The organism is Aureimonas ureilytica (genome assembly GCF_001475935.1).
GTDB classification, from domain to species: Bacteria; Pseudomonadota; Alphaproteobacteria; order Rhizobiales; family Rhizobiaceae; genus Aureimonas; species Aureimonas ureilytica_A.
In genome coordinates this window covers 13802-33796 of the sequence record NZ_LDQA01000021.1, presented here as the reverse complement: position 1 = coordinate 33796, position 19995 = coordinate 13802, and the positions used below count along the sequence as shown (strand labels likewise).

Genomic DNA, 19995 nt, shown 5'->3' with positions numbered 1-19995 from the left:
CGAAGATGTCCCGCTCGCGCGCGTCCCGTTCGGGGTCGCTGAGGCGCGGGCCCGGCTTGTCCTCGTTCATGGCGTCTTTCCCCTCATGTCGTCTTCTTCTGGTTCTGTTTTTTGGTCCTGCCGGCGGAGCCTGTTTGACAACTCGATCGGGTCGGCCCGGCGGGCCTTTTCCGCCCCCACTGCGTTGCCAATCCTCGCCGATGCCGCCGGCATCGACTGCGTTTGGCGCCTCGCGGGGCCAAAAAATTCCTCGCCGCTCCTTAGCCGACGAGTTGCCAAACAGGCTCTCACGACAGGATACCCGCCACGCCATCGGCCGGCGCGTCATGGCCAAGGCTCGAAGCGGAATGGGACAGCGTGTCGGACAAGTGGTTGGCGCCGTCGCCCTGAATGTCGGAGACGAAGGCGATCAGTTCGGGCACGAGCGTGCCCGTGTCGAAGGTCTGGATGTCCGGGCCGCTCGCCACGAGATCGGCCTGAAGCAGCATGGAGCCCGAGTAATATTCGCCGCCGAGAAAGCGGACATGGCCGGCATCGTCGAGATCGACGATCTTCGCCTCGTTGAGGAGCGCGTTGCCGCCCGTCGTCACCGTCCATTGCGCCTCGGGGGCCAGCACATTGGCGAGGCGCGCCAGCGTGCCGTCGGCCATGCGCACCGTGTCGGCATCGTCCAGAATGTTGATCTGCGAGATGACGTTGGTCTCGATCACGTCGCCCGAGATGTAGAGAACCTTGATGTTGCGCCCGGCCAGAAAGGCGAGATCGGCGCCGAGGTTCGGGTCGCCATGCCCTTGGCCCTTCTCGAAGGCCGAGACGAGATCGCGCATCTCGGCCGAGAAGCCGGTGAAGTCGGACAGGCCGCCGACATTCACGATGGACGCGTGGTTGACGAGAAGATTGCCCGAGGTCGAGAGCGATCCGCCCGTGCCGACCGCATCGGACACGATCCGGTCGCTGTCGTTCAGGATGTTGATCTGCTGGATGAGGTTGCCCTCGTAGACGCTGCCGCCGACGATCACGAGATCGTAGGAGCCGAGCAGCTTGGAGAGGGAGGCGATGTTGAAGCTCTCGTTGCCGCCGGTCGTGGCGCGCACGGTGGACTCCATCGCCGAGAGAACGACCTGATCGCCGTCCAGGGTCAGCTTCACCTGTCGCAGGAAATTGGCGATCTCCAGATTGCCCTCGATCACATCCACCTTGTAATGCGCCGGCAGGCTGTCGCGCGGGTCGAAGGCGGGGCGGCCGTTCGGCGTGGCGTCGATGCGCTCGAAGCTCGCGATATTGTAGCTCTTCGTCGTGTCGGCGATCGCGACATTCACCGCCTCGCCCAGACCTTCGACCGAGTCTTGATCGGCATGGATGTTGAGTTGGCGGATGGAGTTGACCTCGGTCCAGTCGCCTTTCACCACCGTGACCGCGCCGAGATGCCCGACATTGAGAAGCCCGGCCTGATTGGCCGACAGGTTGCCGCCCGTCTGAAGCAGGGGCTGGTCTCCGCTTAAGCCGGGGCCTGAGCGCGTGTCCTCAATGAGCTTGGCGATGTCGGGAGCGCTGTCGGCCCGTTCGCCATTGATGAAGATGCCCTCATGGCCCGTCGGCGCACCGGCGGCGGAGGGCTCGGTGCCCTCCTGCGTCGCGTTGGTGACAAGGAGCCCCTTCAGATCGGCGGGCGTATGAGGAATGCCGGGAAGCGAGCGGAAGCTCGCGGCGGCGTCCAGCATGGCCTCGAACTGCTGGGTGACATGATCCACCACGGCGAGCGGGTCGGCGTCGGGATCGAGGATCAGCGTGTCGCGATCGTCGATCAGGCCGACCTGATCCTGAATGGCGAAGAGCGAGTCCGAGGGGACGTGGCGATAGAGAATATCGGCCTCGAAACTTCGCACGCCCATCGTCTCCAGGCCCATCGAGCTGTCCGGCAGGCTGGCATGGGCGGGGCCGTGGCCAAGGGCGGGATGCAGCGGGTGGAGCGTGACCTCGACATGGGGTGGGGCGAGACGCCGGCTCGCCGCCTCTTCGATCTCGAACCGATCATTGGCGAGGCGGATATGCGGGTCGTAGGCGTGGGAGGACAGGCCGGCGCTTCGCGGGTCGAGGTCCTCCGCGCCATGCGAGCGAGGCGCGACATGCGAGAGATGCGGCGTGCCGGTGGCCAGGCGGGCGTGGATTCCGGGATCGACCGTATCGACACGGAACAGCCCGATGAAGCGGGCGATGGTCTCCTGGGCCTCGAGAATGAGCATCGCTCCGCTCCTGTCGAAACCATGATTTCGAAGAAGAAAAGGCTCACGCCGCTCGCTGGCCTGTCAGGGACAACCGGCGAGACGACGCGAGCCTAGGAAACGGAGCGCCCGTGAGGGTTTGACGGGCGCTCCGGTCTGCGTCAGGCGTCGCCGAAGTCGGCACCGCCGGCGTCACCGCCGACCACGGCCATGTCGACGCTGGTGTACTGGACGTTGGCGCCCATCGCGATGTCCATGTTGAGGGCCGAATGGCCGCCCGAAATGCCCGCCGCGGCGCTATTGCCGGCCGAGAGGGTCGAGCTGGCGCCGGCCGAGAGCGAACCGTCATGGCTGGCATTGGCCGTGCCACCATGCAGATCGGATGCGTTCATCGAGAAGTCGCCGCTGCCGCCCTGCATCTGGAGGCTGGTGCTCGGCTGGTTGAGCCAGTCGCCGTCGTTGAGCGTCGCGATCTGCTGGATGGAGAAGACGTTGCCGTCTCCGAGCAGCGCCTGCCCGCCTTCCGCGTTCAGCGCGTCGCCACCGATCGTTCCGATGATGCCGTCGAGCTTGTTGCACAGGCCTGCTACGTCGATCAGGTCGTCGTCGGAGTTGAACGAGTCCGAGATCGACGTGCTGTAGTCGTTCAGCGAGTCCTGCAACGAGACGTTCAGGCTGCTGTCGTTGTGCGAGTTGGTGTTGCTCGCATCCGAACTGTAATGGCTGTTGTCGTTGTAGGAGTCGTTGGTGCTGCTGTTGCTCGAATCATTGTTCTGGTTCGAGTTGTTGGAATTGTCGTTGCCCGAGTCGTTCGTGCTCTTGTCGTTGGCGACATCCGACACGCCGCCGACATCCAGATTGGTCGAGTTGTCGTTGTTGGAATCCGCGACCTGGCTGTAGTCGTTGTTCTGGTTCGTGTTGTCGGAATTGTCGTTGCCCGAGTCGTTCGTGCTCTTGTCGTTGGCGACATCCGACACGCCGCCGACATCGAGGTTGGTCGAGTTGTCGTTGCCCGAGTCGTTCGTGCTGGAATCCGAGTTGTCGCTGTAGTTGTTGCCTTGGTTCGAATTGTTCGAGCTGTCATTGCCGGAGTCGGTGACGCTGTTGTCCGACAGGTCGCTATGGACGTTCGAGCCATCGGCCGACTGGTCGTTGCCCTGGTTCTCGAAGCTCGGCGAATTGACATAGGCTTCCGCGACGGAGCCGGCCAAAGCGGTGGCGTTGCGATCGACGCTCATTGTAATCTCCCTTTGAGATGAAAGGGCCGCCGTCGCTCCTCTTCTGCGGGAGACGGACATCCGGCCTTGTGTTTTCGAAGAAGTCTTCTTTGGTCTTTCTGACCCGCCGACCCGATACGATTGCGGCGACCCGGGACGTCGGTAGAAAGATGACGCAACAGATAGACTGTGCGGCTCAGCGCCGCTCAGGCTGTCTTTCAGAGGGTTTACTTGGTTTCCCCTGAGGTCTTTCGAACCTTCCGGGCTCGTTAAGACTTCGTTAACATTGCCGATGCCAGTCGCTTTGTCTTGCGGGGAAGAATCCTTCACCCTGTCGGGGGTTTTCCGTCAGGACAGGCCGAGCAGGCGGTGAGATGCTGCCTCACACGAGGCCCAAACGTTGAGAAATCCGAGGAGACGGGCATGTCGCCGACCAGCCAACTACCGCCCACGCCCGATTTCGACGCGATCGAAACGGCGGCGCGCGACGCGGCCGCCACGGCCGCGCGGGGCGACGTCTTCACCCTGATCGGCCAGATGTCCTACAGTTGGTCCAACAACGAAAGCCTGCTGGTTTACTTCATCATGCTGCTTCTGCGATGCGACCGCGCCTCGGCGCTGATCGTCTTCGGCACACTGAACACCAGCCGGGCGCGGGTGGACCTGGTGCAGCGTCTGGCGCGCGTGAAGCTCGCCGATCGCGCCCTGTCGGGCGAGCTGAAGCGGCTGATGGCGCGGTTCGAATCGGGCACGCGCCTGCGCAACGATCTCCTGCACGCCATGTTCACGGTGAACGAGGCGGGCGAGATCACGCAGACCCATGCGATGCGACTGGAGGAACGGGCCAAGGGGCTGCGCTTCGGCGCGGCCAAGCCCATGGACGGCGCGCGGATCGAGGCGATCCGCCATGAGATCCAGGCGATGAACGAGTTGAACCGCGATCTCTGGCGCTTCCTGCCGGGCCTCGAAGCCCATCTCAGGACGGTGGAGGCGCGCGGGCCTCGGCCGGGCGCATGACAAGCGCTTGAGGGAACCTCGAAAGCGAGGTTCCCTCAAGCGCCGAAGACCCGATCATCGCTGCGGTGGCCGAGCCCACGTCCTCTTGTATCAGTGGGGGCGGCGCTCCTCGCCGCCATCGAACTCGAGGATCGAGTTGAACCAGCCGGCGCGATGGGCATAGCGGATGATGTCGGAGCGAGAGGCGAGGCCGAGCTTGGCGATGGCGCGCGCCTTGTAGGTCTCGACCGACTTCTGGCTGATGTCGAGATCCCTGGCGATCTCCTTGGCGCTGTAGCCATAGGCCGTGCGCCGCAGGACCGACAATTCGCGCGCCGAAACGCGTCCGCAGGTCGTGTCGAGTCGGGTCAAAACGGCGGCATGGTCGTTCCGGTTGATCTGGGGCGCCATCATGACGGGCACCAGACGCGGATCGAGATAGGTTTCGCCCCGCGCCACGCGGCGCACGGCGTCGAACAGGTCGGCCTCGCCCGCCGATTTCAGGATATAGCCCCGCGCCCCGGCCGAGAAGGCAGCCTCCACCGACTCGCGCTGGCGCGCCTGTTCCAGAACAAGAAGCCCTGAACGCGCATTCAAGGCGCGATGGAAAGCCGCCAGCGCATCGGCGTCGAACCCCGCCATGGCGACATCCAGTGCCACCACATCCGCCTGCGTGGCGCGCACGGTTTCCATGGCTTCGGACAGGTCGGTCACGCAGGTTGCAACCCGCAGTTCGGCGAAGTCCTGCCGCTCCAGCACGCTCACGAAACCAGCGGCAAAACACGGCTCGTCCGTCACCAGTAAGACGTTACACATAACACCCCCGATCGTGGGTTTTTATTGCGTCAGGAAAATCCCCACCTTACATTCCCAAAGCGTATATTCGGACAAGCCCGAAGACTGCTTACATAAAGATATTACGTTGCGGAAAAATCAAGCATCTTCAATGCCCATGCGGGGTGTATATGCGTTCAGGTCCACAGTCTTGATCGCTTTCCATTTGCAGCGCACAGAATGTCTCACCCATTTGGGTTAGTTCCGAGGATACGACCTGCGAGGGTAATACTTCCCGTCGGCTTGCCGCTCTGACCTTTGAGGGCCGCCCACTGCGTCGGCGGCAATTGTTGGAATGGCAGGGACAGGTCTCCAGACACAATCTCGAAGAGAAGGATCCGGCTCGTGTCGATGGTCTCGCCGTCGTCCTGCGCTTCGCAACGCGATAAACCGGAGGTTACAACAGGCCGCGCTGAAAGCGCCGTCAACAGACTTCTGTTGGTGGACTGCGAATCGCTGGCCTTGTGCGAGGCTTGCACCCCTCCATCGGCTGTGTAAGTAATCGGAAGACGATTGCGGCGTTCGACTGCCTTTTCTCTGATTCCATATCCCAGAATCGGCATTCATTGGAGTTCATGTCGGGAATATCCCGACAATCCTTCCTCGAAACGTCGGCGGTTCATCATGAAAATTCAGCATCGGCCGGCTCGCCCGGCTCGTTCCTTGCCGCGATCATCTTCCGGCAAAGTCGTCGCCGTGACAGGCGGCGCCGGATTTCTCGGCACGCATCTGTGCGAAGCCCTGCTCGCACGCGGGCACCATGTCGTGTCCCTCGACAATTACGCCACGGGCAGCCGGGAGAACCTGCGCCCGCTCGTGGCGACAAATCGCCTCACCCTCATCGAGCATGACGTGGTCGAGCCCTTCCCGGCCGGCCTGCCGCGCTTCGACGAGATTTGGAACCTCGCCTGCCCGGCCTCCCCGCCGCATTACCAGCGCGACCCCGTACGCACGCTCTTCATCTGCGCGGACGGGGCGCGGCGCGTTCTGGAGCGCGCGGCCGAGGATGGGGCGCGGATTTTCCACGCCTCGACCTCGGAGGTCTACGGCGACCCGGACATCCACCCCCAGCCCGAAACCTATGCCGGCCATGTGAATCCGGTCGGCCCCCGCGCCTGCTACGACGAGGGCAAGCGCTTCGCCGAAGCCGTGTTCACCGATGGCTGCGCACGCGCCGGGCTGGAGCTGCGCATGGCGCGCATCTTCAACACCTACGGCCCCTTCATGCACCCGGACGACGGGCGCGTCGTCTCCAACTTCGTGGTGCAGGCGCTGCGCGGCGAGGACATCACCGTCTATGGCGACGGATCGCAGACGCGCTCTTTCTGCTATGCCGACGATCTGATCGCCGGCTTCCTCGCGCTGATGGCGCTGGACGGCGATCCATCCGGCCCGGTCAATCTCGGCAATCCGGTGGAAACACGGATGGACGAACTGGCCGAGCTGGTGGTGGACCTCACCGGCTCGCGCTCGCGCATCGTGCGCCGCCCGCTTCCGGTGGACGATCCGCGCCGCCGCAGGCCCGACATCGCCAAGGCGAGGGCCCTTCTGAACTGGGAGCCCAAGGTTTCGCTGCGCGCGGGGTTGACCCGCACGATCGACTATTTCGCCGGCCGTATCGCGGCCGAGCCGCCAATGCGCCTCCTGCCAGGCTTCCTCGCTACGGCGGCCCGCCCTCAAGCGGCCCGCCCGCAAGCCGAGGGAGTGCTGGTGTCATGAGGATCGTCGTCATCGGAACCGGCTATGTCGGCCTCGTCACCGGCGCGTGCCTCGCCGAACTCGGCCACGACATCACCTGCTATGACACGGATGCGGGCAAGATCGCCCGTCTCCAGCGCGGCGAGATGCCGATCTTCGAGCCGGGGCTCGAAGAGTTGGTCAAGAGCGAGGTCGCGGCGGGGCGCCTGAGCTTTGCGTCGGGCGCGCTGCCGCTCGACCGGCGCGTGCGCGCCGTCTTCGTCGCTGTCGGCACGCCGCCCTCGGCGATCGACCATTCGGCCGATCTGTCGGCCGTCCATGCCGTGGCCGAGGCGATCGGCCGCGCGGCGGTGCGCCCGCTCGCCGTGATCGTGAAGTCCACCGTCCCGGTCGGCACGGGCGAGGCGGTGGAGCGTATCCTGCGCGATGTCAGACCCGGCATCGCCTTCGATGTCGTGTCCAATCCCGAATTCCTGCGCGAGGGCTCGGCGCTGGCCGATTTCCGCGCGCCGGATCGGATCGTGGTGGGCACAAGCGCCAAACCGGCGCGCCGTCTCCTGGCCGATATCTACCGCCCGCTGACGGAGCGGGGCGCGCCTCTCGTCTTCACCGAGCGCGCCTCGGCGGAGATGATCAAATATGCCGCCAACGCTTTTCTGGCCGCCAAGATCGCCTTCATCAACGAGATCGCCGATCTCTGCGAGGCGGCGGATGCCGATGTCGAGGAAGTCTCGCTCGGCATGGGGCTGGACCGGCGCATCGGGGCCGCCTTCCTGCGGCCGGGGCCGGGCTATGGCGGCTCGTGCTTTCCCAAGGACACGGAGGCCCTGCTCGCCGCCGCCCAAGGGCATGGCGTCCAGTTGCGCCTCGTGGAAAGCACGGTGGCGGCCAACGAGGGGCGCAAGCGGGCCATGGGCCGGCGCGTCATCCGCGCGCTCGGCGAAGCGCACGGGCGAACGATCGCCGTGCTCGGCGTCACCTTCAAGGCGGGCACGGACGACATGCGCCAGGCCCCTTCGCTGCCGATTCTCGCCGCGCTTCGGGCGGCGGGGGCAAGGCTGCGCATCTTCGATCCAGAAGGCATGGCCCATGCCCGCTCGCTCCTGCCGGAGGCGGACTATACGCGAAGCGCCTACGAGTGCCTGGACGGGGCGGACGCGGCCCTGCTTCTGACCGACTGGCCGGAATTCGCCGCGCTCGACCTCGCCCGCGTCAAGGCCTCGATGCGCGGCGACGTATTCGTGGACCTGCGCAACATGCTCTCGCCCGAGCGCCTTCGCGCCGCCGGCCTGCGCGCCTTCGGCATCGGGCGGCGCGAAAAGCTGGCCATGCCCGCGCCTCTCCCCGTACCCTTGCCGCCCGTCCCGGCGGTGCGGCCGAGCGAGGCCATGCCGGCGCTGTCGCCGGCCGACCTGCCGCCGCTGGAGCTCGTCGCGGCGGCGAAGGCGGCCAAGACCGGCCTCAACGGCCACGCCACCTGACGCGAGGGGAGACACAAAGCCATGTCCTCGCTCGCCATGGCGGGAGGCGCGGACACGATTCTCGTGTCCGCCTTCCTCCTGTCCCAGATCCTCTATGCCCTCTCGCTGGGGCTCGGCCTGTTCTTCCTGCGTCTGCCGGTGGACTGGGTGAACCCAAGCGAGGCGGAGGGCCGCCAGCCGGAGGAGCACCCCTATATCGTGCTCTTCTACCCCGTGCTGCGCGAACTCGAATCCACGATGCGGACGACCTTTCTATCGCTCGCCCGCATCGACTATCCCGCCGCGCGCTACCGTGTCGTCGCCATTCCCAATGCCAACGACACGGCGACCGTGGAAAGCCTGCGGCGGCTCGCGCAGGAATTCGCCTTCCTGCAGATCGTCGAGGTGCCCGCCACGACCGATCCGTCCTGGCAGGTGGTCTGGCGCAGCTGGGACGAGAACCCGAAGGCCTATTGGTGGCACAAGGGCAAGCGGGCGGGCGTTCGCGCCCTGCCCCCGAAGAAGACGCGTCAGCTCGTCTATGCCTTTTACACCCTGGCCGAGGAGATGGCGGGCGGCGAGGATTTCCTCGTCAATTATATCGACGCCGATTCCTGCCCGCCGCCGGACCATTTCCTCGCGGCCTCGGCCGGGATGCGCCATTACGATGTCCTGCAGGCCCAGAACATCGCCGGCAATCTCCTCTCCACCCTGCCTGCCTCCTGGCACGCCTTCGACCATATGGCCTGGGACGGGTTTCTCTATCCCCATCTCTCGGCCCGTGGCCGGCAGCCCTTCTGGGTGCTCGGCAAGGGCCTGTTCTTCCGCGCGTCCGATCTCCTGGCGCTCGGCGGCTTCCACCCCTGGATCACGATCGAGGACCCGGAAGTCGGGATGCGCTTCTGGACCCATGGCAAGCGCATCGGCATCATCCAGAACCCCTTGATCGAGGAAGTGCCCTCGACGCTCGGCCACGGCATCACGCAGCGCAAGCGCTGGGTCTGCGGCTTCTTCCAGAGCCTCGCCCAGCCCTTGAAGGACATGGGCATGACGCCCTGGCAGCGCTTCCGGGCGCGGCTGAACTTCGGCCCCTGCCTGTCGCTGTCAGCCAACGCGATCGGCCTGCCGCTCGGCCTTTGGGCGCTGGCCGAATGGAAGGCGGGGGTCAGTCCCGTGCCGGACTGGTCGCTGGCGCTCGCCGCCTTCAACATCGCCACCTTCGCGGTGACGCTGGGGGCGATCTATCTCTCGGTCTGGCGGCGGGCGAAGCTCATCCTGCCGCAGCGGGTGGACCGGCTGCGCTATCTCCTGCGCGTCAACCCGGCCTCGCTCGTTCTCTGGTGGCTCATCTGGCTGGTGCCGCTCGCCATCGGCTTCTGGATGTTCCTGCGTGATCGCGGGCTCGTCTGGGAGCGCACGGTGAAGATCGACGCCAATCACGAGCTGGTGCGCACCGTCGCCGGCTCGCAGCCGGCCGTGGTGCGCCTGGGCGCAGACCTGCCGATCCCCATTCCCGCCAATCGCAATCTCACCGGCGAACCGCAGGCCTCCGCCGGCGGCCTCGCCCTCTGATCCCTCGTTTCCCAAGGAAGACACCCATGTCCAAAGGTCATGTTCTCGTCACGGGCGGCGCCGGCTTCATCGGCTCGCATCTCATCGACCAGCTTCTCGAACGCGATTTCGAGGTGAGCGTGCTCGACTGCCTGAAACCCCAGGTCCATGCCGATGCGGAGGTCGATGCCGATGGCTGGCCCGTCTATCTCGACCGCCGCGCCCGACGCATCCGGGGCGATATTCTGGACGACGGCGTGTTCGAAAGCGCGCTCACGGGCGTTACGCATCTGGCCCATCTCGCCGCCTCGGTGGGCGTCGGCCAGTCCATGACGAATATCGTCGATTACTGCCGCAACAATGTCATGACGGCGGCGATCATGCTCGAAACGCTGTCGCGCCGGCCGCACAAGGTGCAGCGCATCGCGGTCGCCTCCTCCATGTCGATCTATGGCGAAGGGGCCTATAGCGGGCGCTGCGGCACCGTCGCCCCCGCCCTTCGCCCGCACGAACAGCTCGCCGCCCATGAATGGGAGCTGGCGGACGAGGACGGCAGCCCGCTCGTTCCCGTACCGACGGCCGAGGACAAGCTGCTTCAGCCCGCCTCGATCTATGCCGTCAACAAGCGCGACCATGAGGAGATGTTTCTTTCGGTCGGCCGCGCGCTCGGCATCCCGACCGTGGCGCTGCGCCTGTTCAACGCCTATGGCTCGCGCCAGGCACTGTCGAACCCCTATACGGGGGTGGCCGCCATCTTCATCTCGCGCCTTCTGAACGACCAGCCCCCGCTCGTTTTCGAGGACGGGTCGCAGCGGCGCGACTTCGTGCATGTGCATGACGTCGCGCGCGCCTTCGCCACCGTGCTCGACAGCGACATGTCCGTCTGGGACTATTACAATGTCGGCTCCGGGCGCTCGATCACGGTGCGCGAGATCGCCGCCGTGCTCGCCCGTCTCCTGCACAAGAATATCGGCCCGGAGATTCTTGGCCAGCATCGCGTCGGCGATATCCGGCATTGCTTCGCCGACATTTCCAAGCTGGAGCGCGATTTCGGCCTCACGCCCCGGCGCGGCTTCGAGGAAGGTATGGGCGAGCTGATCGAATGGGTTTCCCGCGCCCGCCGCCCGGTGGACCGGGCGCAGACCTGCCTGGGCGAATTGCAGGGCTCGCGGCTCGTGGTCTGACCTTTAGAGAGACAATGGCCGCCTTTCGAAGGCCGCCAGGATCGCCTCGCGCATCGGCGCGGGGCGCATGTCGGAATCATAGGGCAGGCCCCGGTTGAAGCCGGGGCCTGGGCCTTGGTTGCCGACGAGACGCCAGTAGAAGTCGAGATCCTCCGGCTCGATCGCGAGCCAGGAATGGCGGGTGGACAGGCCCCAAGTCGAGACGGCCGAAACGCTCGGGCAGTCCAGCGCCACGTCGAGATAGCGCTTAGCGATCTCGGCCACGAGCCGGTCGCGCAGGGCGGGCGGGGCCGTCAGATCGCGCTCGCGCACATCGAGTTCGGTGATGTGGATGTCGAGCCCGAAGCCCCGGATCTCCCCCAGAAAGCGGGCGAGAACGGGCTCGGAGAAGGGCCCCTTGCGCAGGTCCAGATGCGCCTGGAGCCCAATGCCGCCGAGCGGCGCGCCTCGCACCTTCAGCTTCTCGATCAGCTTCAGGAGGAGATAGCGCCGGTCGGTCTCGACGGGAATGTCGTAGTCGAGCCCGTATTCGTTGAGGAACAGGACCGCCTGCGGCGCGTGCGCCCGCGCTTCCACGAAGGCGCGCTCGATATAGTCCTCCCCGAAGGCGGCGAGGAAGACGCTGGTGCGCAATCCGTCCATGCGCTGGCCGGTGTCGATCGGCTCGTTCACGACATCCCATGTCGTGATATCCGCGCCGTAGCGCGCCAGGACGGATTCGAAATGCGCCGAGATCAGCCCCCAATCAGGCGTCTCGCGCAGCGCCGCTTCCGCCCAGGCGGGCACGCTGCGGTGCCAGAGCAGCGTGTGGCCATGCAGCGCGCGGCCGTTGTCTTGCGCGAAACGGACCAGCCCGTCCGCGCGCGAAAAATCGCGCCGGCCGGGCTCGGGCTCGATCGCATCCCATTTCATCGCGATTTCGGGCGTCAGCGCGTCGCAGTCGGCGAGCACCGCATCCCGGAGATCGGGCTCGGCCACGATCTGTTCGATACGCACCGCCGCGCCGAAGCGCCGGCCGGTGCGCGCGGCGGCCTGCCGCAAGGACGGGCGCTCGGGCGCGCTGGAGGGCTCGGCCGAGGCCAGCACGAAGCCGCTCACCCCCAGAAGCAGAAGCGCGCGCCGGTTGAGCGGATGGCCAGCGGCGGGCGCGGGCGCGAGATGGCCGCGCCGCCCCAGGCCGTCTCGTCGTCGCGCGGGTCTATCGCCTCCCGCCTCCCGCCCCTCCATCGCCCTCCATCGCTCCGAGCGTCAGCGCATGGCGGCGAGTTCGCGCCGCGCTTCGCCGTTTCCTTGCGCGGCGGCTTCCGCATAAAGCTTGCGCGCCCGCTCCGGGTCTCTGGTTTGCAGGAGTTGGGCGAGCTTCCATTTGGCCCATTGATCGCCGGTCTCGCGCACGGAGATTTCGAGATAGCGGCGCGCCTTGGCCGGGTCGCGGCGCACGCCCTCGCCATCGGCCAGCATGAAGCCCAGCATATGGTAGCCCCAGGGATTGTTCTGGTCGGCCGCCCGTTGATACCAGCGCGCCGCCTCGCGCGAGGAATGGCGCACGCCCATGCCCTTCTGGAGAAACCAGCCGACCTTGAACGCGGCATAGCGATCGCCCGAGTCGGCGGCGCGCCGATACCAGCGATAGGCCTCGCGATAGTTCTTGGTCACGCCGACGCCGTTTTCGTAATGCTCCCCGAGCTTGTATTGCGCCGACGTGTTGCCGCGCTCCGCCGCCTTGCGGAAATAGCGCGTGGACAGGGCTGGATTGGGCACCTTATAGCGCAGATAGGTCTCGCCCGCCTTGTACCAGTCCCAGGTGATCTCGGGCGGGCTCGGCGGCGCGGGCGCCTTCGCTTCCACCAGATCGGGCCAAAAAACGGCCAAGGCCGCCAGTGCAAAAGCCCCTACGCGCATCGCAGCTTCCCTCCCGCTTCGGAGACGGGCGGCCCGCTCCGTTCCTCAAGAGCGCCTAACAAAACCTCCGGGCGGAGGCGGGGCGAGGGATTTTCGTCAGTCCACGCGGAGCGAAGCGCAGTCGATGCTGGCGGCATCGGCGAGCATTCGCGACAAAGTGGTTGGCGAAAAGAGCCGGCCAGCCGACCCCCGAGGTTTTGGTAGACGCTCTAAGAGTTAACGACGCGCCGCGCGCGTGCGAAAGCCGGGAGAAATCCGACAGAGCGCTCTTGCGTCCCCTGTCTGCCCGGTCCGCCGGAGGCTCCTGCGTTCGGTTGACGCGACATGGTGATCGGCCTATAAGGCGCGCAGATTTCCGGCGGCATCCTCGGATGCGGCCTGTTATGCCGTGGCGCACCCAGCATCAGGACATCCTGTCAGGGCGCCCCTCGGCGATCGACCCCTTCGCGTCGGATGCTGGTCGGCCCTGTCGGTCGCCCGGGTCCACATACGAACACGAGAGAAACGACACATGGCCAATACGCCGTCGGCCAAGAAGGCCGCACGCAAGATCGCCCGCCGCACGCTGATCAACAAGACGCGCCGCTCGCGCGTGCGCACCTTCCTGCGCAAGGTCGAGGAAGCGATCCTGTCGGGCGACCACGAAGCTGCCCGCGCCGCCTTCAAGGTTGCCGAGCCCGAACTGGCCCGCGCCGCTGCCAAGGGCGTGATCCACAAGAACACCGCGTCGCGCAAGATCTCGCGTCTGTCGAGCCGCGTGAAGGCCGTCGGCGCCGCCTGATCGAGCTCGCTCGAACGGTTTCGATGTGATGAAGGCCCGAGGCGCACGCCTCGGGCCTTTTTCGTTGTGCAATGCCCACGCGGATAGGTCTTTTTGCGGGCGCGGCCAAGGATCAGGGAACCTTTCCACCCGTCACGAAAGCGTCACGCTTCCGTCAAATCGCGCGATCGGTCTGTCATCGAACTGTCATTGTGGACGACTCGGCACAATGCTCAGGCTGCCTATCGGTTCCCGATTTTCCAGCTTGATTTTTCAGAATCCCCGGAATCCCGCCGATTCCTTGTCGCTCGAAAAAGACCATCAAAAACAATAACTTGAAGGAGGTCGCTGACGAGACCCCGAGTCTTGGTGCGCGCAAGGGGACGCCACCGTGAGTCAATCGGGATGCGACAAAAAAAACTCGTATTCCCGCCTCAATCCACCACCTTCGTCAGCCCCGAGCGGAATCCGCAAGTGAATCAGACGATTAAGTTTGGGCCACTTTGCGACAGCGCCATGAACGCGCCCGATGCTGGGCCCAGAGCCAGGCAGAATCGCGATTCAAAGCTTGCTCCGGGCTGGTCGGATTGCGTAGCTTTTCCCTCACGACAAGAGCCATGGCAGCCGAAGGATGGGGACAAGATGCGTTTTCCATAAGAAATGCGCACGATGAACCCCATCTGGAACGCGACCCGCCGTTCTCGCTGATCTCTTTCATTCTGTCCGATCGCGTCCCCGCAACTCCTTGTAGCTCGGGGCCAAGGTCGGTTGTTCCTGCGTTTTGCCGGCCTCTCCGAGCGCCGGTCAGTCTGGAGTTCCCCATGAGCCGTTCCTACAAGGGCGACGTGACACCGGCCGAGTGCTGGTCCGCGCTCGACAGCGACGAACCCGCCTTTCTCGTGGACGTGCGCACCAGCGCGGAATGGAACTTCGTGGGCTTTCCGCTGGCGCCGGCCGGCCGGCCGCAGCCGCTTTTCGCGGAATGGCAGACCTATCCTTCCATGTCGATCGACGGCAGCTTCGCGCCCCGCGTCGCCGAGGCCATCAAGGCATCGGGCGGCAGCGAGACCTCACCCGTCTTCTTCCTGTGCCGCTCGGGCGCCCGGTCCATGGCGAGCGCCAGCGCGCTGACCGATCTCGGCTTTGCCAACTGCTTCAACGTCCTGGACGGGTTCGAAGGCCCGCCCGACGAGGAGGGCCATCGCGGCCAGATCGCCGGCTGGAAGGCCGCGGGTCTTCCCTGGAGGCAGAAATAATGGCCGGCCTCTCGACCGCCACGCCGCCCAAGGCGCCGCGCGCTCCGCTGCGCGCCCCCGCCTCCCGCGCGGTTCCCATCACCGCCGCAGTCGCAGCCCGCATCCAGCCAAACGAGCCCGCCATGAGCCCCGCCCACGGTGAAGCCGAGATCATCGACCGCGTGAACGCGCGCCTCAAGGCCCATCTCGGCCCGGATGTCTTCGCCTCCTGGTTCACGCGCATGAAGCTCGAACAGGCCGGCAAGGGCGTGGTGCAGCTCTCCGTGCCGACCGCCTTCCTGCGCACCTGGATCAACGGTCATTACAAGGACCTCCTGCTCCAGATCTTCTCCGAAGAGATTCCAGGCACGCTGAAGGTGGACATCGCGGTTCGCTCCGCCGTGCGCGGCTCGGGCGCGCCGGCCCCGGCGCAGCGCCGCGCCGAAGCGGCCCCGGCTCTCACGCCCGCCGCCCAAGCCCTGCCCGCGCCGACGCCCCGCGCGGCGACAGCCGAGCGCACGGCCGGCGTCGAAACCGTTCGCCCGCAGAGCGATTTCGGCTCGCCGCTCGACCCGCGCTATGTCTTCGAGAGCTTCGTGGAAGGCGCGTCCAATCGCGTGGCGCTCGCCGCCGCGCGTTCGATCGCCGAAAACGGGCCGCAGTCGGTGCGCTTCAACCCGCTCTTCCTCCATGCCTCGGTGGGCCTGGGCAAGACGCATCTCCTCCAAGCCATCGCCAATGCGGCGCTGGAGCGTGAGGATCGCCCGCGCGTCGTCTATCTCACGGCCGAATATTTCATGTGGCGCTTCGCCACCGCGATCCGCGACAACCAGGCGCTCGACTTCAAGGAAAACCTGCGCGGTATCGACATCCTGATCATCGACGACATGCAGTTCCTGCAGGGCAAGTCGATCCAGCAGGAATTCTGCCATCTTCTCAACGCGCTGATCGATTCCGCGCGGCAGGTCATCGTGGCGGCGGACCGGCCGGCCTTCGAGCTGGAATCGCTCGACAGCCGCGTGCGCTCGCGCCTCGCCGGTGGCGTCGCCATCGAGATCGTCTCGCCCGACTTCGACATGCGCAAGGGCATCATCGCCGCGCGCGTCGATGCCATGAAGGCCGCAGATCCAAGCTTTGCGATCAACGAGGGCGTGCTCGACACGATCGCCCGGCGCGTGACCGGCTCGGGCCGCGACCTCGAAGGCGCGTTCAACCAGATCGCCTTCCGGCACTCGGTCGGCCAGCCGCTTTCGAACCAGCATCTCGACGACCTCCTGAACCAGCTGACCCGCGCGGGCGGCGAAAAGCGGGTGCGGATCGAGGACATCCTGAAATTCGTCTCGCGCCATTACAACGTGTCGCGCACGGACATCCTCTCGGCCCGGCGCACGCGCACCATCGTGCGCCCGCGCCAGATCGCCATGTATCTCGCCAAGACCATGACGCCGCGCTCGCTGCCCGAAATCGGCCGGAGATTCGGCGGGCGCGATCATACGACCGTGCTTCACGCCGTGCGCAAGATCGAGGCCGAGCGCGCGAGCGACCAGAAGCTCGCCGAAGAGCTCGACGTCATCCGCCGCATGATCGAGGAATAAGCGCAGGCGAAACGCCAGCGATGAAGGTCCGGGCATCAGCGCGCCGGACCTTCCCTTCGCCGGTCTTTCGGCCGCATGGGCGGGCCGCCCGCGCAGCCCGCTTCGGCGCTTGCCCCTGGCCCGCCCGCTTCCGCGCAAGGCCGGCCCGCAGGCGCTTTTTCTTTTGCGCCCGCCCTTGGTCCTATTCTACAAGGTTCGGACCTTTGCGCGGGTGCCGGTTCTCGGCGCATCCTCAAGTTCCCGAACGGTCTTTTCGCCATGCGTATTCTCATCGAGCGGTCGAACCTCCTCAAGTCGCTGAGCCATGTGCAGCGCGTGGTGGAGCGGCGCAACACGATCCCGATCCTGTCCAACGTCCTCTTGAAGACGGAAGACGGGGGCATGCGCCTGAAGGCGACCGATCTCGACATCGAGATCACCGAAACCGTGCCGGCCATGAGCGAGCAGCCGGGCGCGACCACCGTGCCCGCCCATCTCCTCTACGACATCGTGCGCAAGCTGCCCGACGGCTCGGAGGTCATGCTCCAGACCGACGGAAACGGCGGGCAGATGACCGTGACCTCGGGCCGCTCGAACTTCCGCCTTCAGTGCCTGCCGGAAGCCGACTTTCCGGACATCACGGCCGGCACCTTCACCCATGCCTTCAAGCTGAAGACCGGCGATCTCGCGCGCCTCATCGAACGCACGCAATTCGCGATCTCGACGGAAGAGACGCGCTATTATCTGAACGGCATCTTCTTCCACACGCTGGAGTCGGGCGGCGCGCTGCAGCTTCGCTCGGTCGCGACCGACGGGCATCGCCTCGCCCGCGCCGAAACCGACGCGCCGGCGGGCTCCGAAGGGATGCCGGGCATCATCGTGCCGCGCAAGGCCGTGTCGGAAATCCAGAAGCTGCTCGGCGAAGGCGCCGAGATGGTGGAGGTGGAACTGTCCGATTCCAAGATCCGCTTCACGATCGGCCCGGTCGTCATGACCTCCAAGCTGATCGACGGCACCTTCCCCGATTATCAGCGCGTCATCCCCACCGGCAACGACAAGGCGCTGACGCTGGATCGCCAGAGCTTCGCCCATGCGGTGGACCGCGTCTCGACCATCTCGTCCGAGCGCGGCCGGGCGGTGAAGCTCGCGGTCTCGGCCAGCCAGCTCGTGCTCACCGTCAATTCGCCCGATGCCGGCACCGCGACCGAGGAACTGGCCGTCGGCTATGATTCCGACGAGCTGGAGATCGGCTTCAACGCCAAATATCTCCTCGACATCACCGGGCAGCTGTCGGGCGAATCGGCCGTCTTCATGATGGCCGATCCCGGCTCGCCGACGCTGATCAAGGACGGGGGCGACGAGCGCACGCTCTATGTTCTGATGCCCATGCGCGTTTGAGGCCGGCCCCCGACCTTCAATCCATGCCATCCGATCCAGCGCCCGGCCCCGATGCGCGCATTCGCGTGGCCGGGCTCGGCCTCGTGGACTTCCGCAACTACCCGACCCTCAGCCTCAACCTGAGCTCGCGCTTCGTCGTGTTCCATGGCGACAACGGCGCGGGGAAGACCAATCTTCTGGAGGCGCTGTCGCTTCTCTCTCCCGGGCGTGGCCTGCGCCGGGCGAGCTATGGCGAGATCGCGCGCGCGCGCGGCTCGGGCGGCTTTTCCGTGCGCGCCCGCCTGCGGGAAGAAGATGGCGATGTCAGGGATCTCCTGACGCTGGTTCGCCCGGACGAGGAGAATGGCGCGAACCGCATCCTGCGCATCGACGGCGCGCAGGCGCGCACGGGCGACGAGCTTCTCGATCATCTGCGCGTGGTCTGGCTGACGCCGGCCATGGACGGGCTCTTCACCGGCCCCGCCGCCGAGCGCCGCCGCTTTCTGGACCGCATGGTTCTGACCGTCGATCCCGGCCATGGAAGGCGCGCGCTCGACTACGAGAAGGCCATGCGCGGGCGCAACCGTCTCCTGTCCGAGGACCGGATGGACGATGGCTGGCTCTCGGGCATCGAAGCGCAGATGGCCGAGCTGGGCCTTGCCATCGCGCTCGCCCGCGCCGATCTCGTGGAGCGGCTGCGCGGCTCGATCGAAAGCATCGGCGGCTCGCCTTTTCCGGTTGCCGATCTGCATCTTCAATCCGGCTACGAAGAGCTGGATCTTCAGGGCGCGGCGGTGGACCTCGAAGACCGGATCGGCGCGCGCCTGCGCGCCCGGCGCGGGCTCGACCGCGCGGCCGGGCGCACGCTGGAAGGGCCCCATCGCGGCGATCTGGACGTCATTCACCGCGCCAAATCCATGCCGGCCGCGCTGTCTTCCACGGGCGAGCAGAAGGCCCTTCTCGTCGGTCTGGTGATCGCCCATGCGCGCCTCGTGGAAGCCTCCAGCGGCATGACGCCGCTTCTGCTTCTGGACGAAATCGCCGCCCATCTCGACCCCGGCCGCCGCGCCGCCCTGTTCGACATTCTGGACGATCTCGGCGTTCAGGCCTTCCTGACCGGCACGGACGCAGGCCTGTTCGACGCGCTGGCCGGCCGCGCACAAATGGTCGAAATCCGCAACGGAGCCGCCCTATGACGGATGCCCCTCCCCTTTCGGGCGACGAGTTGCAACGCTACGCCCGGCATCTCGTGCTGGCCGATATCGGCGGGCCGGGCCAGCAGAAGCTGAAGCGGGCGCGGATTCTGGTTCTCGGCGCGGGCGGTCTCGGCTCGCCGGTCGCCTTGTATCTGGTGGCGGCGGGCGTCGGCACGCTGGGGATCGTGGACGACGACACCGTGTCGCTCTCCAACCTCCAGCGCCAGATCCTGCATGGCACGCCCGATATCGGACGCCCGAAGCTCGACAGCGCGCGGGATGCGCTGGCGCGCCTGAACCCGCATGTCACCGTCGAGCCCCACGCAACCAGGCTGGACGGCGAGAACGGAGCGGCCATCATCGCCGGTTACGACATCGTGATCGACGGCTCGGATAATTTTGCGACGCGCTATGCGCTGGCCGATCTCTGCGAGCAGCTGGAGAAGCCGCTGGTGACGGCGGCCGTGCAGCGCTTCTCCGGCTCGCTCACCGTGCTCGTGCCCTTTCGAGAAAATGGCGAAGGCCAGCTTCATCCGCGCTACCGCGACCTTTTCCCCGAGCCGCCTCCCGCCGGTCTCGTCCCGACCTGCGCGGAGGCCGGCATTCTGGGCGTCGTCACCGGCATTCTCGGCACGCTTGCCGCTTGCGAGGCGATCAAGCTGGCGACCGGCGCGGGCGAGCCGCTGATCGGCCGCCTGCTTCTGGTGGATACGCTGCGGATGCGCTTCGAGGAAATCCGCTATCGTCGCCCGAAGGCGAAGGGCTGAGGCATTAAAAGGGTCCGGGTCT

17 protein-coding genes are annotated in these 19995 nt (G+C 66.1%); 11 read left to right on the top strand and 6 right to left on the bottom strand.

Annotated elements, in window-relative coordinates; all coding sequences use genetic code 11:
- Positions 1 to 287 precede the first annotated feature (287 nt).
- Both NS365_RS08985 and NS365_RS08980 read right to left on the bottom strand, forming a co-directional pair.
- A complete protein-coding gene (locus NS365_RS08985; RefSeq protein ID WP_058599950.1) occupies positions 288 to 2243 on the bottom strand; it encodes a hypothetical protein in 1956 nt (651 codons plus the stop codon).
- Positions 2244 to 2383: 140 nt separating this feature from the next.
- Complete coding sequence (locus tag NS365_RS08980; protein WP_058599949.1) at positions 2384 to 3460, bottom strand: hypothetical protein; 1077 nt, start codon at positions 3458 to 3460, stop codon at positions 2384 to 2386.
- Between the two features lie 402 nt (positions 3461 to 3862).
- On the opposite strand from NS365_RS08980, the gene NS365_RS08975 reads away from it, so the two are divergent.
- Entirely contained in the window at positions 3863 to 4456 is a 594-nt protein-coding gene (locus NS365_RS08975) for a hypothetical protein (protein WP_058599948.1), read from the top strand.
- Between the two features lie 90 nt (positions 4457 to 4546).
- Here NS365_RS08975 and NS365_RS08970 read toward each other — a convergent pair whose 3' ends face one another.
- Positions 4547 to 5233, bottom strand: coding sequence for a LuxR C-terminal-related transcriptional regulator (locus NS365_RS08970; protein WP_193753418.1), 687 nt, complete (start codon positions 5231 to 5233; stop codon positions 4547 to 4549).
- A gap of 221 nt (positions 5234 to 5454) precedes the next feature.
- The gene (locus NS365_RS24065; RefSeq protein ID WP_153003708.1) at positions 5455 to 5832 is read right to left on the bottom strand and encodes a hypothetical protein; all 378 of its coding nucleotides are present in this window, start codon (positions 5830 to 5832) and stop codon (positions 5455 to 5457) included.
- Between the two features lie 61 nt (positions 5833 to 5893).
- Here NS365_RS24065 and NS365_RS08965 point away from each other — a divergent pair, with 61 nt between their 5' ends.
- The 4 genes from NS365_RS08965 to NS365_RS08950 are packed head-to-tail and all read left to right on the top strand — an operon-like array spanning position 5894 to position 11162.
- Complete coding sequence (locus NS365_RS08965; protein WP_058599946.1) at positions 5894 to 6988, top strand: UDP-glucuronic acid decarboxylase family protein; 1095 nt, start codon at positions 5894 to 5896, stop codon at positions 6986 to 6988.
- A complete protein-coding gene (locus tag NS365_RS08960; RefSeq protein ID WP_058599945.1) occupies positions 6985 to 8448 on the top strand; it encodes a UDP-glucose dehydrogenase family protein in 1464 nt (487 codons plus the stop codon). The genes NS365_RS08965 and NS365_RS08960 overlap by 4 nt, the downstream gene beginning before the upstream one ends.
- A 21-nt stretch (positions 8449 to 8469) precedes the next feature.
- Positions 8470 to 9999 carry a glycosyltransferase family 2 protein gene (locus NS365_RS08955; protein ID WP_058599944.1) on the top strand — a complete coding sequence of 510 codons (1530 nt, stop codon included), beginning with the start codon at positions 8470 to 8472 and terminating at the stop codon, positions 9997 to 9999.
- A gap of 26 nt (positions 10000 to 10025) precedes the next feature.
- A complete protein-coding gene (locus NS365_RS08950) occupies positions 10026 to 11162 on the top strand; it encodes an NAD-dependent epimerase/dehydratase family protein (protein WP_058599943.1) in 1137 nt (378 codons plus the stop codon).
- A gap of 3 nt (positions 11163 to 11165) precedes the next feature.
- Here the strand turns inward: NS365_RS08950 and NS365_RS08945 are convergent, their stop codons facing one another.
- Entirely contained in the window at positions 11166 to 12389 is a 1224-nt protein-coding gene (locus NS365_RS08945) for an endo-1,4-beta-xylanase (protein ID WP_058599942.1), read from the bottom strand.
- A gap of 21 nt (positions 12390 to 12410) precedes the next feature.
- Positions 12411 to 13064 (bottom strand): tetratricopeptide repeat protein, encoded by a 654-nt coding sequence (locus NS365_RS08940; protein WP_058599941.1) that lies wholly within the window; start codon positions 13062 to 13064, stop codon positions 12411 to 12413.
- A gap of 511 nt (positions 13065 to 13575) precedes the next feature.
- Here NS365_RS08940 and rpsT point away from each other — a divergent pair.
- The 6 genes from rpsT (at position 13576) to NS365_RS08910 (ending at position 19973) form a co-directional block, all read left to right on the top strand.
- Positions 13576 to 13845, top strand: coding sequence for a 30S ribosomal protein S20 (gene rpsT / locus NS365_RS08935; RefSeq protein WP_058599940.1), 270 nt, complete (start codon positions 13576 to 13578; stop codon positions 13843 to 13845).
- Between the two features lie 800 nt (positions 13846 to 14645).
- Positions 14646 to 15080 (top strand): rhodanese-like domain-containing protein, encoded by a 435-nt coding sequence (locus NS365_RS08930; RefSeq protein WP_058599939.1) that lies wholly within the window; start codon positions 14646 to 14648, stop codon positions 15078 to 15080.
- Between the two features lie 122 nt (positions 15081 to 15202).
- On the top strand, positions 15203 to 16654 hold the full coding sequence (gene dnaA / locus NS365_RS08925) for a chromosomal replication initiator protein DnaA (RefSeq protein WP_244496547.1): 1452 nt from the start codon (positions 15203 to 15205) through the stop codon (positions 16652 to 16654).
- Positions 16655 to 16912: 258 nt separating this feature from the next.
- Complete coding sequence (dnaN, locus tag NS365_RS08920) at positions 16913 to 18031, top strand: DNA polymerase III subunit beta (protein ID WP_058599937.1); 1119 nt, start codon at positions 16913 to 16915, stop codon at positions 18029 to 18031.
- 23 nt (positions 18032 to 18054) lie between these two features.
- Positions 18055 to 19206 (top strand): DNA replication/repair protein RecF, encoded by a 1152-nt coding sequence (recF, locus tag NS365_RS08915; RefSeq protein WP_058599936.1) that lies wholly within the window; start codon positions 18055 to 18057, stop codon positions 19204 to 19206.
- Complete coding sequence (locus NS365_RS08910; protein ID WP_058599935.1) at positions 19203 to 19973, top strand: molybdopterin-synthase adenylyltransferase MoeB; 771 nt, start codon at positions 19203 to 19205, stop codon at positions 19971 to 19973. The genes recF and NS365_RS08910 overlap by 4 nt, the downstream gene beginning before the upstream one ends.
- The last annotated feature ends 22 nt before the right edge of the window (positions 19974 to 19995 follow it).

Coding starts and splice junctions, on each gene's coding strand:
- NS365_RS08985 (WP_058599950.1), bottom strand. CDS start 2,243: ATGCTCATTCTCGAGGCCCAGGAGACCATCGCCCGCTTCATCGGGCTG.
- NS365_RS08980 (WP_058599949.1), bottom strand. CDS start 3,460: ATGAGCGTCGATCGCAACGCCACCGCTTTGGCCGGCTCCGTCGCGGAA.
- NS365_RS08975 (WP_058599948.1), top strand. CDS start 3,863: ATGTCGCCGACCAGCCAACTACCGCCCACGCCCGATTTCGACGCGATC.
- NS365_RS24065 (WP_153003708.1), bottom strand. CDS start 5,832: ATGCCGATTCTGGGATATGGAATCAGAGAAAAGGCAGTCGAACGCCGC.
- NS365_RS08965 (WP_058599946.1), top strand. CDS start 5,894: ATGAAAATTCAGCATCGGCCGGCTCGCCCGGCTCGTTCCTTGCCGCGA.
- NS365_RS08960 (WP_058599945.1), top strand. CDS start 6,985: ATGAGGATCGTCGTCATCGGAACCGGCTATGTCGGCCTCGTCACCGGC.
- NS365_RS08955 (WP_058599944.1), top strand. CDS start 8,470: ATGTCCTCGCTCGCCATGGCGGGAGGCGCGGACACGATTCTCGTGTCC.
- NS365_RS08950 (WP_058599943.1), top strand. CDS start 10,026: ATGTCCAAAGGTCATGTTCTCGTCACGGGCGGCGCCGGCTTCATCGGC.
- NS365_RS08945 (WP_058599942.1), bottom strand. CDS start 12,389: ATGGAGGGGCGGGAGGCGGGAGGCGATAGACCCGCGCGACGACGAGAC.
- NS365_RS08940 (WP_058599941.1), bottom strand. CDS start 13,064: ATGCGCGTAGGGGCTTTTGCACTGGCGGCCTTGGCCGTTTTTTGGCCC.
- rpsT (WP_058599940.1), top strand. CDS start 13,576: ATGGCCAATACGCCGTCGGCCAAGAAGGCCGCACGCAAGATCGCCCGC.
- NS365_RS08930 (WP_058599939.1), top strand. CDS start 14,646: ATGAGCCGTTCCTACAAGGGCGACGTGACACCGGCCGAGTGCTGGTCC.
- dnaA (WP_244496547.1), top strand. CDS start 15,203: ATGAGCCCCGCCCACGGTGAAGCCGAGATCATCGACCGCGTGAACGCG.
- dnaN (WP_058599937.1), top strand. CDS start 16,913: ATGCGTATTCTCATCGAGCGGTCGAACCTCCTCAAGTCGCTGAGCCAT.
- recF (WP_058599936.1), top strand. CDS start 18,055: ATGCCATCCGATCCAGCGCCCGGCCCCGATGCGCGCATTCGCGTGGCC.
- NS365_RS08910 (WP_058599935.1), top strand. CDS start 19,203: ATGACGGATGCCCCTCCCCTTTCGGGCGACGAGTTGCAACGCTACGCC.